The sequence below is a fragment of the Coleofasciculus sp. B1-GNL1-01 genome, from assembly GCF_040220235.1.
Classification (GTDB): domain Bacteria; phylum Cyanobacteriota; class Cyanobacteriia; order Cyanobacteriales; family Coleofasciculaceae; genus Coleofasciculus.
The window spans coordinates 25634-40625 of sequence record NZ_JAVJTO010000053.1; the positions used below are offsets into that span (position 1 = coordinate 25634).

13 protein-coding genes are annotated in these 14992 nt (G+C 46.0%); 7 read left to right on the forward strand and 6 right to left on the reverse strand.

Features of this window, described 5'->3' with window-relative positions; genetic code table 11:
* Positions 1-6: 6 nt before the first annotated feature.
* Positions 7-1512, reverse strand: coding sequence for a protein kinase domain-containing protein (locus RID53_RS13595; protein WP_446388610.1), 1506 nt, complete (start codon positions 1510-1512; stop codon positions 7-9).
* Positions 1513-1865: 353 nt separating this feature from the next.
* Between RID53_RS13595 and RID53_RS13600 the strand changes: the two genes are divergently transcribed.
* On the forward strand, positions 1866-3473 hold the full coding sequence (locus tag RID53_RS13600; protein ID WP_446388611.1) for an adenylate/guanylate cyclase domain-containing protein: 1608 nt from the start codon (positions 1866-1868) through the stop codon (positions 3471-3473).
* A 197-nt stretch (positions 3474-3670) separates the two neighbouring features.
* Here the strand turns inward: RID53_RS13600 and pyk are convergent, their stop codons facing one another.
* The 4 genes from pyk to RID53_RS13620 form a co-directional block, all read right to left on the reverse strand.
* Complete coding sequence (gene pyk, locus RID53_RS13605; RefSeq protein ID WP_446388612.1) at positions 3671-5455, reverse strand: pyruvate kinase; 1785 nt, start codon at positions 5453-5455, stop codon at positions 3671-3673.
* A gap of 139 nt (positions 5456-5594) precedes the next feature.
* On the reverse strand, positions 5595-5723 hold the full coding sequence (locus RID53_RS13610) for a hypothetical protein (RefSeq protein ID WP_446388613.1): 129 nt from the start codon (positions 5721-5723) through the stop codon (positions 5595-5597).
* 30 nt (positions 5724-5753) lie between these two features.
* Positions 5754-6848: a hybrid sensor histidine kinase/response regulator gene (locus RID53_RS13615; RefSeq protein WP_446388614.1), complete on the reverse strand. Its 1095-nt coding sequence runs from the start codon at positions 6846-6848 to the stop codon at positions 5754-5756.
* Positions 6849-6922: 74 nt separating this feature from the next.
* Positions 6923-10594 (reverse strand): PAS domain S-box protein, encoded by a 3672-nt coding sequence (locus RID53_RS13620; protein WP_446388615.1) that lies wholly within the window; start codon positions 10592-10594, stop codon positions 6923-6925.
* 72 nt (positions 10595-10666) lie between these two features.
* Between RID53_RS13620 and RID53_RS13625 the strand changes: the two genes are divergently transcribed.
* The 4 genes from RID53_RS13625 to RID53_RS13640 all read left to right on the forward strand — a co-directional run bounded on the left by RID53_RS13625 (position 10667) and on the right by RID53_RS13640 (position 12349).
* A complete protein-coding gene (locus RID53_RS13625; RefSeq protein WP_446388616.1) occupies positions 10667-10966 on the forward strand; it encodes a hypothetical protein in 300 nt (99 codons plus the stop codon).
* Between the two features lie 227 nt (positions 10967-11193).
* The gene (locus RID53_RS13630; RefSeq protein WP_446388617.1) at positions 11194-11385 is read left to right on the forward strand and encodes a hypothetical protein; all 192 of its coding nucleotides are present in this window, start codon (positions 11194-11196) and stop codon (positions 11383-11385) included.
* A gap of 10 nt (positions 11386-11395) precedes the next feature.
* Entirely contained in the window at positions 11396-11869 is a 474-nt protein-coding gene (locus RID53_RS13635) for a hypothetical protein (RefSeq protein WP_446388618.1), read from the forward strand.
* A gap of 87 nt (positions 11870-11956) precedes the next feature.
* Positions 11957-12349 (forward strand): hypothetical protein, encoded by a 393-nt coding sequence (locus RID53_RS13640; protein ID WP_446388619.1) that lies wholly within the window; start codon positions 11957-11959, stop codon positions 12347-12349.
* 160 nt (positions 12350-12509) lie between these two features.
* On the opposite strand, the gene RID53_RS13645 is transcribed toward RID53_RS13640, so the two are convergent.
* Entirely contained in the window at positions 12510-13310 is an 801-nt protein-coding gene (locus RID53_RS13645; protein WP_446388620.1) for a toll/interleukin-1 receptor domain-containing protein, read from the reverse strand.
* A gap of 275 nt (positions 13311-13585) precedes the next feature.
* Between RID53_RS13645 and RID53_RS13650 the strand changes: the two genes are divergently transcribed.
* Together RID53_RS13650 and RID53_RS13655 are read left to right on the forward strand one after the other, a co-directional pair.
* Complete coding sequence (locus tag RID53_RS13650; protein ID WP_446388621.1) at positions 13586-13978, forward strand: hypothetical protein; 393 nt, start codon at positions 13586-13588, stop codon at positions 13976-13978.
* A gap of 352 nt (positions 13979-14330) precedes the next feature.
* The gene (locus RID53_RS13655; protein ID WP_446356908.1) at positions 14331-14768 is read left to right on the forward strand and encodes an Hsp20/alpha crystallin family protein; all 438 of its coding nucleotides are present in this window, start codon (positions 14331-14333) and stop codon (positions 14766-14768) included.
* Positions 14769-14992: the final 224 nt, after the last annotated feature.

A 14992-nucleotide genomic window follows, 5' to 3' on the forward strand; every position in this document is an offset into this window, starting at 1 on the left:
AACAGCTTAATTGGCTGGACAAGTATTTTTGGTTCGACGCTTCCAGATCCAACCTGGCTCAGGTTCACTAATTTCTATCCAACCGTCTTCTTCTTTTCCAGTCAGAGTAAGTTGAGTATCTTTTGGGAAAACCGTCCCCGTTTTCTTGCGTCCAGACAACGAGCGTAAATTGGTGGGTGTGGTAACAATGACGCAACTCTGGGCGGGTTCAGGTTCAGGTGGATGGGTTTCAGATTCAGATTTAGGGAGATGGGTTGGCGGTTTTGGTAAAGGTGGATTTGTGGCTTCAGATTGAAGTTGATTCTGGGTGAGTTCTACATTGTTTTGCGGCGTCGTTGGCGATGTTGATAATCGGTTAATCCCCGAAATCGCGATCGCGCCTAGGGCAAAAGCGCCTACCCCAATTAATATGGATACGGTGCGAGGCGAGTCAGCAATAGGACTTTGGGAAGACGAGGAACTGACAGGCGATGGGGAATGATTCACCGGAGCAACGGTTACTGTCTTCTGGTCGGAATTCGCAGATCGAGGTGCTGGGATGGTGGATGGCGGAGCAGTAGGAGTAGGATTAGCGTGATGGGATGCGTTCAGGGAAGGTTTTGCCAGTTTCCCTAGAAAACGAAACGTTTCAGTCAGATAAAAACGTCCTTTATGGTTCACCAAGACTGCCCAATTTTGGGGGGCGTGAGGATGGGTGAGTGCCTGGAGTGCTTGCAGCGCCTCAGTTGCCGACTGATAGCGATACTTAAAATAGTGACGCACCATCTTCGTCACGATAATGGCTAACCCTGGACTAACTTCAGCATATTGTTGCCAGATGATCTCCCCCGTCTCTTGATCTTCAACCAACTGAGTTGGACTTAACCCCGTCAGCGCTTGGATAGCAATCATGCCTAACGCATAAATATCACTGTTGGGGCGGGGTCTACCTTGTCCCTGTTCACTCGGCATATAACCGGGCGTACCAATACCCACAGTATCACTGACGGCGGCTTGAGCCATGATCGATGGCATTTGCACTTGCTTCACCGCGCCAAAGTCAACCAGAACCAGCTTATTATCTATCGCGTGGCGGATTAAATTATCCGGTTTGATATCTCGATGGATAACATGATTACTATGGACGAATTCCAGGATGGATAAAACTTCTTGTAACAGTTGAATCACCTGGTCTTCCTGCCAACGTTGACCCGGTTGCAGTTCTACACTCAGGGGATGTCCGGCAATGAAATCCTGGACTAGGTAAAACTCTTGGTTATCCTCAAAGTAAGCTAACAACCGGGGAATCTGGTCATGAGTACCAAGCTTTTCCAGGGTTTCAGCTTCTCCATTAAACAGGCGTCTGGCAGTTTGCAGAAAGTCAGGTTCGCTGGTGGCAGGTTTGAGATGTTTAACCACACAAGTCGGGTTGCCAGGTCGGTGGGTGTCTTGTGCTAGATAAGTATGACCAAATCCACCTTGCCCTAGAACCTGAACCACTTGGTAACGTTGGTCTAGTAATGCGCCTATCATTATAATGTTGAATGTTGTCCGGACGTAAACGTTGCGCCTAATCAGCTTTTCAGGTAGAAGCTGTGTAATCCGGATTGCAGGGTTTTATCTCATGCGATCGGAACGGGGATTTGAATGTATGCTGAAAAGACAGAAAATGGTACGTCTCTATCCAAAAAAAGTCACTGATGCGAGAAAATACTACATTTTATGACAGGATACAGAGGTTCTGTGGGAGCGTCCCTCCTGATGTATGACGGCTTGATCACCCCTCACAGGTGTTTCTAAATCAATGCACTAAGATTAATCTACGGGATGAGAGATTATAAAAAAACGTTTTTCGCCCCATATTCGCTTCCAGGACGTATCTAGGTATGGCTGAACTCAAACTGCGCCTGCACCAAGGAAAAACCGAAAAAACGGTGACAGTAAATCAGGATGTATTTACTATTGGTCGCTTACCCGAGTGCGACCTAACCTTGCCCTACGAGGGAGTATCCCGATATCATGCTCGGCTGTTGAAAACGGCAACCGACAACTGGATGATTAAGGATATGGGGAGCAAAAACGGGACGCTACTGAACGAACGTCAGATTACCTCGCCGCAACTGGTGAAAAACGGCGATGTGATTTGGTTGGGGGATGTCAGCCTTGTGGTTGTTTTAGCAACTCCGTCTCCACGAACCAACACAGTCCCCGTCGAACAGATACCCGCAGAAGCCACCATCCTTCGCAGTGTCAAAGAATTGCAACAGCAATGGATACAAGCCAAAGATAAAGGGGATGAACTTAGCGTTAAGGACACAACCATTGCTCGGCTGAAGGATTTGGTCGAGATAGCCAAGGGTTTAAGTGGGGCTGAATCCATCGAAGCCATTTTCTCACGGGTCAAGGATGTGGTCTTTCGCTATCTCGAAAGCATCGAACGGATTGCTTTATTGGTGGATGTAACGGGTACAAGGCAACTCGAATTACTCAATGCGGCATCCAGAAACATCAATCAGCAGCAAAGTTTAGCCGAGTCCAGTCATTGGATTAGTCGGAGTATCTGTCAAAAAGTCTTTACCGAAAAAGTCGCGATTCAAACCGCCGATGCTCAAGCTGACCAACGTTTTGAGGGAGAAGTCAGTATCCTGTACAAAGGAATTCGCAGTGCGATCGCGGTTCCCCTTTGGGATGAAAATAAGGTAGTTGGGGTACTCTATGCCGACGCCCATCACTCATCAACCCATTGGACGCAAGAAGGCGAAGAAGACCTCAGCTTTTTTTCCACTCTAGCCAACCTCGTGGCATCCAGTGTACAACGCTGGCTCTTGACCCAGAAACTCACCAGCGAAGAAATGATTCGCCAACGGCTAGAACGCTATCACTCCCCCGCCGTGGTTCAGCAACTGATTGCCTATCGTACCTTACCCGATGGTCGTTTACCCGCCGCTGAAAGCGAAATCAGTATCCTATTTGCCGATATTGTCGGCTTTACAGCCCTCTCAGAACGCTTAAGTCCAGTCCAGATTGCTCAATTACTCAATAGTTTATTTGAGGAGATGCTACAAGAACTCTTTGCCTTTAATGGCACCCTCGATAAATATATTGGCGATTGCATTATGGCATTTTTTGGCGCTCCTGAATCTCAACCGGATCATGCTGACCGCGCCTTGGCGACAGCGAAGGGAATGCTGAATCGTTTAGATAGACTAAATACGAATGGATTATTACTCGAACCCATACAATTACGGATTGCTGTGAATAGTGGAAAAGCCGTAGTGGGAGATGTCGGGAGTTCTCAACGGGTCGAATATACTGCCTTAGGCGCAACCATTAATTTGGCGGCTCGAATGGAAGCCATTTGCCCACCTGGAGAATGTGTGATCAGTGAAGATGCTTATGCTTTACTGACAAACAAGCAAGGATTGCAGCAAATGGGCGAGTATCGATTTAAAGGAATTGATCGACCGGTACAAGTTTATCAAACAAAGCGATAGCCTTGAATTGTGGATGAGTAGGGTGGGTTAGGCGGTATTTTCACAGAAGCGATAGCCCTTCAATGAACTATCTGCCGTAACCCACCGATGTTAACTCGAAGGCGGTATTTTCACAGAAGCACCATCTCAGGGCGGGTTTTGTACAAAGGTTATCATCAATAGCGAAACGCAAGTCCCTAAACCCGCCCCTACAGCAATCAAACCATGACCGCCCCACTGCTAGCTGGACTCGCCGCCATCGCCCCAGAATAGACTAAACCTCGCTGCGTATCCAGAGTGATAATCGCCCCATCCCGAATCCGCTGAGTCGCATTTTTCACGCCAACAATCACCGGAACTCCCAAACGCATTCCAATCACCGCCGCGTGACTGGTTAAACTATCTTCCTCCGTCACCACTCCGGAGGCTTTACGCATGGTATCGACAAAATCCGCACTGGTTGACGGAACCACCAGGATTTCACCCGGACTAAAGTTGTTCACCTCTCCCGCACTATACGCCACCCGCGCTAATCCACTCACTGACCCTTTACCAATGCCAATCCCTTGACCCAGGACAGCCGTGACCACTTCCACTTTAATTAAATCCGTGGAACCCGGTACCCCTTGCAATGTCCCTGCTGTCATCACCACCAAATCTCCCTCGGCGACAAGCTGTTTTTCTTGGGCGACATTAATTGCGGCTTGGAAGGTTTGACCCGTTGAGGGTAAATCCAGCACCAATAGGGGGCGAATTCCCCACACCAGTTGCAATTGTCGCGCCACATCTACATGGGGGGTTACCGCCAGAATTGGAGTGGAGGGGCGAAACTTGGAGACATTTCGTGCTGTGGAACCCGTTTTGGTGAGGGTCATAATCGCACAGGCTTGTAACTGTTCAGCAATTTGACCCACCGCCTGAGATATCGCATTGGGAATTGAACGGCGGGTGTCTTCTAGATTCCGCACAATTTCCTCTTGTTCGATACGGGTGGCAATTTTTGCCATCGTGGATACGGCTTCGACGGGATAGTTCCCCACGGCGGTTTCATTGGACAGCATAACCGCGTCAGTACCATCGAGAATCGCGTTCGCCACATCGGAAATCTCTGCACGGGTGGGACGCGGGGAATTGACCATACTATCCAGCATCTGGGTAGCGGTAATTACTGGAATTCCCAAACGATTGGCGGTGGTAATTAGCCGCTTTTGTAAGATAGGCACATCCTCAGCGGGTAATTCTACCCCTAAGTCACCCCGCGCCACCATCACCCCATCGGCGAGGGAGAGGATAGCGTCCATTTGTTCTATGGCTTCGTGCTTTTCAATTTTGACAACAAGGGGGACATCTTTCCCGGCGCTGGTAATCAGTTCTTTTATCTCCAGGACATCCTGGGGATTACGCACAAAGCTAAGGGCGACCCAATCGACCCCTTGGTCTAAGCCAAACATCAAATCCCGGCGGTCTTTATCGGTGAGGGCACGAATGGAGAGATAGACACCGGGGAAGTTTACACCTTTGCTATTAGAAAGTTTACCACCGACAACGACCCGACAATGTAAGGCGCGTTTCTCGCGATTAATCTCTTCGACCTGCATTTCGACTCTGCCATCATCCAAGAGAATCGTGGCGCCGTTGGGGACTTCATCAGCGAGGGGGGGATAGGTAACGGAACTGATCTCCTGAGTCCCGATTAGGGGTTCACTGGTTAAGGTGAAGCGATCGCCTCGTTCTAGTGTAATCGAACCGTTCTCAAATTTGCCTAAGCGGATTTTTGGTCCCTGTAAGTCTTGCAGAATACCCACAGGTTGATTTAGTTCAAATGCCGTTTGGCGAATCAGGCGAATGCTACGCTGATGGTCATCATGAGTGCCATGGGAAAAGTTGAGCCGCAATGTTGTCGCACCTGCTTTAATCAGATCTCTGAGTACCTCTGGATGACTGGTAGCAGGACCAATCGTGGCTACAATCTTGGTTCGACGCCGGGATGTGTACAGTTGCATAAGCAGAAAACGGGATGAGTAGGCTCAACGGCAAAATAACCGATGGGCTGCATGATAGATCACATTAGCGGATGGGTCAGCTAAAGCCAAGATAAATGATTGTATCGCTGTCCTTTGCCATTTGTCATTGGTTCATGGTTTATTGTTGATTGGGGAATCTTCTTCCTCCATCTTCCCTATCTCCCCCATCTTCCCCATCTCCCCTATCTTCCCCATCTTCCCCATCTCCCCTATCTCCCCCATCTCCCCCATCTAGTAAGGGTTTCATGCAATGTCTCTACAAGGGGACGGGATTTTTTCATTCCCCAGCTAAACTTACACGCACCATTGTTTCCTTGCCAGGACTACTTTCAATGGTTAATTCTCCCCCATGTAATTGAGCTAAACGCTGGGCGATCGCTAACCCTAATCCTGACCCTTGTTGTTCATAGAGTTTGCGCTCAAACTGCATGTAGGCTCCCAGATTGGCGATTTGTTCCGATGTCATCCCCCGTCCCTGATCAGTAATGGTGAGAATGACCCGATTTTGCTCGACGCGATCGCGAATACTAACGCTTGTTCCGGGTGGCGAAAATTTAAACGCATTATCAATCAGTTCTTCAATCAATTTTCGCAGATTCGGTTCCGACATATAAATCTTTGTTCCTTGCAGGTTTAACTCTAAATCTGCTTCTCGATCAACTTGTTTGGCTTTCTGATGAACGACCTCAAAAATTAGGGGTTGACTCTCACTTTTAACCTCACGACTCTGTAGCGCCTGAAGCCGTGCTGGATCATTTGCCATTAATTCCAGTTCAGCATAGAGTAAGAAATTCTTTGTCAGCCGATATAACCGTTGACTGGATGTGTGAATATCTTGTAATATTTCTAGGGCTTCATCTCGGTCAATATCATCGTATTCATTGATAAAAAAACTAGATGAAGCGATGATTCCATTTAAGGGTGTATATAACTCATGGGGGAGGGAATGGCAGATTTGACCGCGCAACTCATCCAACTTCTTTTGAGAGTGTCGTTCCAGAACCCCTTGTTTCTCAAATCGCGCCGCGATCGCTCTCAGTAACGCCTCTCTGGTAAAGGGTTTACTTAAATAATCATCGGCGCCAGATTCCATTCCCTGACGCAGATCGGCTTTAGCTGATTTAGCAGTGAGAAAAATAAAGGGAATCGCTTCAGTGGAGAGATTTTGGCGTAGCTGAGTTAACACCCCATATCCATCCACTTCTGGCATCATAATGTCACAGATAATTAAATCGGGTCGTTGCTGTTGCGCCAACTGGATGCCAGTTTTACCATTTTCTGCTAAAAGTACCTCAAACTCTTCTGCTGATAACAGTTCATAAATGTTCTCTCGAATCCCTTCTTCGTCTTCAATAATTAAAATTTTACTCATAAGTTTTACCTCTAAGCTTTTTATGTTTTGGTCACGGAGAATGAGACGATTCTTGTTTACCCCTCCTCAATCGGTTATCCGGAAATGACCGAACTGGGTAGAACCACGGTAAACGTTGTCCCCATACCAAGTTCGCTCTCAACGCTAATTGTACCCCCATGCCGATCAACCGCTTTTTTGACAATGGATAGTCCCAAGCCTGTTCCGGAAATATTCCCTACATTAGTGCCACGATGGAATGATTCAAACAGGCGTTGTTGGTCGGTTTGAGAAATGCCGATGCCTTGGTCTTTGACGCGAAAAATTAATTCGTTACGGCGATAAGTAAGTTCCAGACAAACCGGACGATCAATTGGGGAATACTTCAGCGCATTTGATAATAAATTACCCAGAATATGACGCAGTAATTTCTCATCAAGGGAAATGGGTGTCAATTGCCCCTGATGGGTAAAGCACAACGAATGGTGGCGACCAATTCCCTGTTGAAACTCCTCGACCAACTGTTGACAAAATTGTCGTACATCCATCTGAGCCGGGTTAAAGTCTAATTTTCCGGCTTCGGCTTTACCCAGCAAGAGGATATCATTTAGCATCTGAGTGATATGATGAACATTCGATTGAATCCGCTCAAAATGAATCTGTTTTTTCTCTTCTGTGAACTTCGAGGAATAATATTTTAATAATTCTGTCGAACTGAGGATTGTGGTTAAAGGCGTGCGAAACTCATGGGAGGTCATAGAAATAAACCGGGATTTGAGTTCATTGAGTTCCTGTTCTCGTGCTAAGGCTTGGCGAATTTCCTGTTCAGCTTGCTTATCCTCGGTGATATCTTCCGCAATTCCCACAATCCGGTAAACCTGTCCAGACGCATCATAAACCGGAAAGGCGCGATCGCGAATCCAACGCTGTTCACCTCCTGGCTGAATAATCCGATAGTCTTCGTGATACTCTCCCCTAGCCTGTTTCGTAAACGCGGCGATTACCCGATCTCGATCCTCTGGATGAATCGTTTCGATAAAGGATAAAGGATTGTCATAAATACTTTGACAACTACGACCCCAGATCTGTTGATAAGCTGGACTAACATAAATCATCTGGGACTTTGCCACATCTGTAATCCAAAACACCTCATGAATGTTCTCCGCAAGCTGGCGAAACCGTTGTTCACTCTCTTGTAGCGCCGCTTCCGTGCGCTTGCGATCGCTAATATCTTCGATCACACCGACAAAATAGTCCAATTCCCCGGTAGATTTCCGCACCAATGAACCCCTGAGATTCACCCAAACAATTGAGCCGTCTTTGCGAATGTAGCGCTTCTCCATGGAGAATGTCTTAATCTCACCCGCTAACAACTGGTTAACATAGTATTTATCCCCATCAACGTCATCAGGGTAGGTAATATCAACAAAGGTTTTTGTCAACAATTCATCCAGCGTATATCCCACGATATCACAGAACGTTTGATTCACCCGCAAAAAGCGATCGTCCCATCCGGTATGGGTAATTCCCACCGTCACCTGTTCAAAGGTGGAACGAAATCGTTCTTCGCTAGTTCGTAGCGCCGCTTCCGTTTGCTGGCGTTGGGTAATATCGCGACAGATACAAATAAAATTACCCTCTGGGGTCAACGTTAGAGACACTTCCTCAGCAAACGTACTCCCATTTTGACGTAGCGCCACAGCTTCACCGCGCCAATACCCCTGTTGCTGCAAAATGGGGAAAATATCGCGCTCAAATCGCGTGATTTCCTCTGGAGTATACAGGTGTCGCCAAGACTTCCCCAGCAACGCTTCCGAGGTATCATATCCAAAGAGTTGAACATGGGCGGGGTTGAGATAAGTATACTCCCCCTGAGCGTTAAGAATCGCAATTCCTTCTGTGGTGGCTTCAATCGCTGCTAACTGTTGTCGCAATTGGGTTTCTACCTGTTGACGTTCGGCAATTTCATGCTGTAATTGTTGGTTACTTTGCTGCAATTGAGCCGTGCGTTCCTCAACCCGACGTTCTAGTTCTTGTTTCGCCTGTTGCAGTTCTAGTTCCACTCGTTTACGTTGGATGAGTTCCGTTTGCACCTGCTCAAATAGGCTAGCTTGTTGAATCGCAATTCCTACCTGTACCGCTAACTGTTGCAGTAATTCAATTTCTGACGTTTGCCACTGTCTAGGTGCATGACAGTGTTGAGCCGTCAGCAGTCCCCATAATTCATCGTCTTTAATGATAGGAACCACTAAATTGGCGCGAACTTTTAAGCTGGCTAAAAGTTCAACATGACAAGGGGAGAGTCCAGCGGTATAAATATCATCTGTAGCTTGGAAACGACCGTTTTTGTACGACTCGACACTGGTTTGTTCAAAGCAGGGATCATGAACAACCACGCCAGACAGAGACTCCCATGCAGCACCCACCGATTCCACCATCACTGTACCACTCCAGTCGGAGTGAAATCGATAAATTAGTACCCGGTCAACTTGAAGCCATTCTCGTACTTCTTGTAGGGTGGTTTTGAGAATTTCTTCAAGGTGCAGAGATTGACGAATTCGCGACGATATGCTGTAAAGTAGGTGTTCTTTGGTTGAGTGTTGAGTGTAGAGTGTTGATCCTTCGCCACCCTCGTAGGGAACCTGGTTCGTAGGGGCGGGTTTAGGAATTTCCTTTTCGCTATTGATGGTATCGTTTGTACAAAACCCGCCCTGACTCAGTGTTAACTGCAACTGGGTATCAGTTTGAGGAGTCAGTTCAGCGTTAACCGGAGAAATAGAGGGCAAAATTGGATTTAGAAACGATAACGTTTTGCCATTAAGGTTTATCGCCCGCAACCAGCTGTCCTGGTCAATCATCCCCTGCCATTCTCCCCGATTCCCTAAGACGACCAATTGCTGAGTGTGCCACTGTTGCATCCGTTGATAAGCTGTACCTAAAAAATCATCAGGGCGAATACTAAACCACGGCGAACTCATTACCGTTTGGGCATCAAGCTGTTGAAAATTTAAGGGTAATGTTTGAAACTGAACAATATCGTTGGCTGTAACAATCCCCATGGGAATAGGGGATTGACTAAACGATAAAAAATAGGACAAGTCTAAATCTGTAACCGTCTCCCCTTTTCCCTGTTCCCTCTGTCGAACAATCACCACGTAACCAACACCATGAGTTGCCATCAACTGAGCTAACTTTTGCACTGATGCTGTAGGAGGCGCACAAATCACCTGAGTTGTCATCACTTCAGCAACAGAATGTAACCCCATTACATCCGTCATTTGTAGGAGGTGGTGCATTCTCTGGGGGGTGACAATTCCTAACAGATAACCACTCTCATTGAGTATGGGTAGATGATGAATACTATGCTGCTGGAACAAGTTGAGGATGATTGTTACATCTTGACAGTCTGATGCGTTGAGGGTAATTAACTGCGGAGTCATCACATCAGCCGCCGTCAGTGCGTCTAAATTCATGTCAAACGCGGCTAACCGGACAAAATCTTGCTCTGTCAACAATCCAAGCAGTTGCATTCCCTGCATGACTAAAACACAACTGGTTCTCGCCTGCTTCATTAAACGCCAATCCGGTAAGGGATGGTCACTCTCGGTAGACGTGTCTGATAAACAGGTGGTGCAATCACATCCAGCTTCTTGAGCAATCAGACGGATAACCTCACTCAAGGTTGTCTCAGGTGCAACACTCAAGGGATAGGGATCAATTACCGCCTCTAACGGTAATGACGAGAGGGAGAGGTCTAGAAGTGACATGGCAAACTTCAGAAGTGTAACGATAGAGGAGTCTGGGGTCTTATCTTTTATCAAACGTCAACTCAACTGGATTTGACATCCGTATGTTTACGGACTCTGAGAACCCGATTATCCTCATTCACCGTATTTTTTCTGAGGGTTTGTCATTGGTCATTGGTCATTGGTCATTGGTCATTGGTCATTGGTCATGGGTTATGGGTCAAGGTAAGTCGAGGTGTAGCCTATTTCCTGGCGCGTAGTGCTATAAGCTGTCATGCATTTAAATTGGGTATTAGTAGCGAGCAAGATGCTCAATGTAGCGAGCAAGATGCAAAGCCTGCGGCATGGCTTCGCTTAACGCACTACAAGGGTGGGAGCCATTATTGGCATTAAGGTTGAAATGCCGAACAGCTTACTGGCGATGTGCCAAGCCAACTACGCCCTTTGTCCTTTGTTCGGAATCACTTCTCTTCCCTTCTACTCTCTGCTTTCTACCTGTTGCTATATGTCCGAGTAATTGCGGAATCGGCAAATTATAAGTCCTATTTTTTTGTGTAATTTCCCGGAGGAAAAATAAGCCAACTATCTCTAGGATTGATTTAGAGTCAAGGTGATGTTTTATGCGGGTTCATCAACATTCTATTTTATTGGCAGAAGTGAAGCAACTGGTTGAGCAACTTCCGCTGGAAGACAAGGCTCAATTAGTTGAAAATTTGTTAACTGGAACTGATTCACCAGCGATTTTGGGGTGCTTGGATTTATCGAATTTGTTTTTCGCGATCGCGAGTTGGATTGCTACACGAGAGATATAAGCCAAAACCGATGAGTAAGACCCCTTTTTCAGACCCCTTTTTTGCCCAAATTCCTGCGGAAACACTCAAGACATTTACGCCAGAACAGTTAGAGGCGATTAAATATGCCTTTAGTCCCCGCCCTTGGAAAACGCATCCGGTTGATATCCGCTTAACTTTACCGATTCTTGGATGTCGCTTTTATCTCGTTTTGTTAGGCGGACGAGAATCGCGTTCTCCTCAACGGCGACATACTGAACGTTCTCAATTTCCGCTATGGACGCCTGCCAATATTGTATTGATTACAGCTTTTTTTTCGTTATTGCTAACCTCCGGCTATGGCACAGTTTCAGTCTTTTTCACTTCCTTTAAATCCTTCAGTCTTCCCACCACCGCTTATCCCGCCAGTCTGCCCTGGATTACTAACTCAGAACAGTGTCAGAAAACCAATAGAACCTGGTCAGAAGGACAATGCTGGGACAGTGAACACAATCCTCTATTTTAACCTGTTTTTTGTATTTTATTATTGAGATTTATCCGCTTACTTACATGACCTTGTTGTAAAAACTACATTCAGAAAAACTAACATTTTATGAAATCGTCAAAACCTGATCCATTTATTGAACAATTTTTCGCTCGCATCCCCCCTAAAACCGCTGCTACATTTAATCCTAATCAACTGGATATCCTTAAGCAAACATTCGGGAATCGTGCCTCGAAAAAACATGCTGTTGATTTACGCTTATCGATGCCATTTCCGAAAGGAGGCTTTTACTGGGTGCTATTGATGGGGAGGGAAAAACGTAGTCGCGATCGCATTCAGCAAGAACGTCATAAACATCCGCTTTGGACTGTTGCCAATGGTTTAGTAATTTCCGGATTTTTATTGATGATTGCCACCGCTTTACTCGGTACAGTTTTTATCCTGCAAGAGCGGACGGACGTTCCGACTAACTCAGAAATTAACAACGTTGTCAAGGAATAAATCAACGTAGGGGCGCACTGACGTCATCTGTGTAAACTTAAGGTGAAAAATTTTTCCCTGTCAGAGTTTGAATCTCGTTGCCTTAATCTTAACTCCCCTTAATCCCAGGGCTAATTCATTGTGATGAGAGAAAATTAATCCGTAGTTCTATTAAATAAATCTAAAAAGGAAAACTTCCATTTTCACAAAGGCTAGGAGTGAGAAAATGCAGAGTCGCCAAAACACCCAGAATCGCACTGACAATTATACCTGTAGCAATTCGTTTAATTCGTACAAACTGGGCAAGCTGACTCGCCCAAATATATTCTCGGTGTTCTTGAAGTGGCAATGGTGTATTGTTATCCGATGCAGCTAACCAAGCTGTTGCTTCCCACAATTGTTTACCGCGTAGCAAATAGCTGCGATCTCTATCATGAGAGACCCAATCCCGCCAGAGTCCGTAGAATTTAGTATGTAATCTGGCGTCTTCTGGATTAATATTGAGAGCATCCAATAATTTGGTTAAGCAAACATCAAAGTTCTCTTCTGGAGTAAAAAACATCCAGTTTATGGCTCGCAAAGATAAGGGAACTGGATCAGGTTGCTCAATCACAATCGGAAAAATCCGTTTACCTTGACTTAAAGCATACTCTAACTCTTGACCACAAACCTTAGATATTGCCGAGTTTTGGGTTAGCATAAATAAAAAATAATCAGAATCTTCAATCCCTCGCTTAATTTCCTCCCACCACTCAACCGCTGGTGGAATATCTTCCCAATCTACCCAGATTTCATAATTCGGAGATAGAGCGGCGTAGAGTTTTTCAACGAATACTTTGTCCTTGTGGGAGTAAGAGAAAAATAGCATACTGCCACGTTCTTGAATGTCCGGTTTTCGGAAACTATCTTTGAGTAAAAACAGCAGCCTTTTGAGAAAACGCGGGGGAGGAGAAGGAGGAATCGGAGTTTGAAGGCTAGTCATTTGATATCCAGAACTATACGATAAAGCTTGAATGGTTGGATACTTCACCACAACTCGTAAATTTTCCGGTTTTTGTTAAACTTTCTTTATATTCTTGAGAGAATAAGTCGTGATGTATTAATTTTCTCTAAGTCATTAGTGGAGTTTTCTAGTATCGACGGCTGTGTTCCTGGAAAAGGACTGAATTCGTGGGTGGAGGTGATTGAACCATAGGGAGATGTGCCAGAATCACACCTTCGGTAACCTGAACTTAAATTCGATTTAAGGAGAGAATAATGCTGGAGAATGCCCAAACACACAATCAGACAACTCCGGAAGATGAAGCCAATCTGGATGCGATCGCCACTGACGCCACCAACGCGATTAACCAACTCCCCACAGCCACACAGACGCAGCTTACAGGAACCAAAGAACTCCTGAGACAATTGCAGCGTATTATTGAGGCGGAGGATAACTTATCGCCCCAAGACAAAGCCCAAGCCTTAGAACAGGTGAAGATACTCGCCGAAGCCGGGAAGAATCCCCAAGCGCCACAGAAACAGGAACAAGCCCAAACCGCCATTAGAATTTTACGCGGGATGATTGCCGAATTACCCAACGCCCATGACTTTTTAGAAGAGAGTACGCGGATATTACCCCAACTGGCGGAGATTTTTGGTATTAAATAGGGTTGGCTGAATAAGTATTGTGGTGAGGATAGGGAACAGGGAACAGGGAACAGGGAACGGTTTCATAGCGTAAAACGTTTTGTTCTCTGTCGGTTCTCTATTGGTTCCCTCCCATTGATATGGGGTGGGTTTGGGCGGGGTCAGATCAACGTATCTTTTAAGCTTCACTTGAATTTGCCTTGACCCCAAAACTCAATAAACACACCCCGAACAGGTGCGGTGAATACTACTCCAATAGGGTATTGAACCGAATCACTCCAGCCATCTAGTTTTTGTATTCTAAAACCATAGTAAAGAGGTGGTTCTACAAAACCCCTGAAATACTCACTTCGTTTTTAGAGGGTTATACATTATGGCACTGATTCGTTGGGAACCGTTCCGGGAAATTGATTCCTTACAAACTGAAATGAACCGTCTGTTTGACAGCCTCACACCGACAAGCCGTTCTGAATGGGCAGGAAACTTTGTTCCTCCCGCCGAAATGCACGAAAATGGAGATGCGGTTTACCTCAAACTTGAAGTTCCAGGCATAGACGCCAAAAATCTGGACGTGCAAGTTACCGCAGAAGCCGTCTCCATTAGTGGTCAACGCCAAGCTGAAACCAAGACTGACCAAAAAGGTGTTACGCGAAGTGAATTCCGCTATGGCAAATTCCAACGAGTAATTCCCTTACCTGCTCGAATTCAGAACGATAAAGTGGAAGCCGATTACAAAGATGGCATCTTGATGCTAACTCTGCCCAAAGCAGAAGCCGAAAAAACCAAAGTAGTCAAAGTTAACATCGGCTAATCTTAGCCAAACACTCGTATGGGCGCACTGACGTGCGCCCTATTTCCCTGAAAACCTATTGTTGAGAATGGCGCTAATTAATCGTTATGTAGGGTGGGTTAGGCGGGACTTAAAGTCAGGCAATAAACCTTTAATGGACTATCCGCCGTAACCCACCGATATTGGGAGCATGTTAGGGAAAGCACGCAATACTCCAGTTAACCGGATAAGTTAGGTTTCGTCCC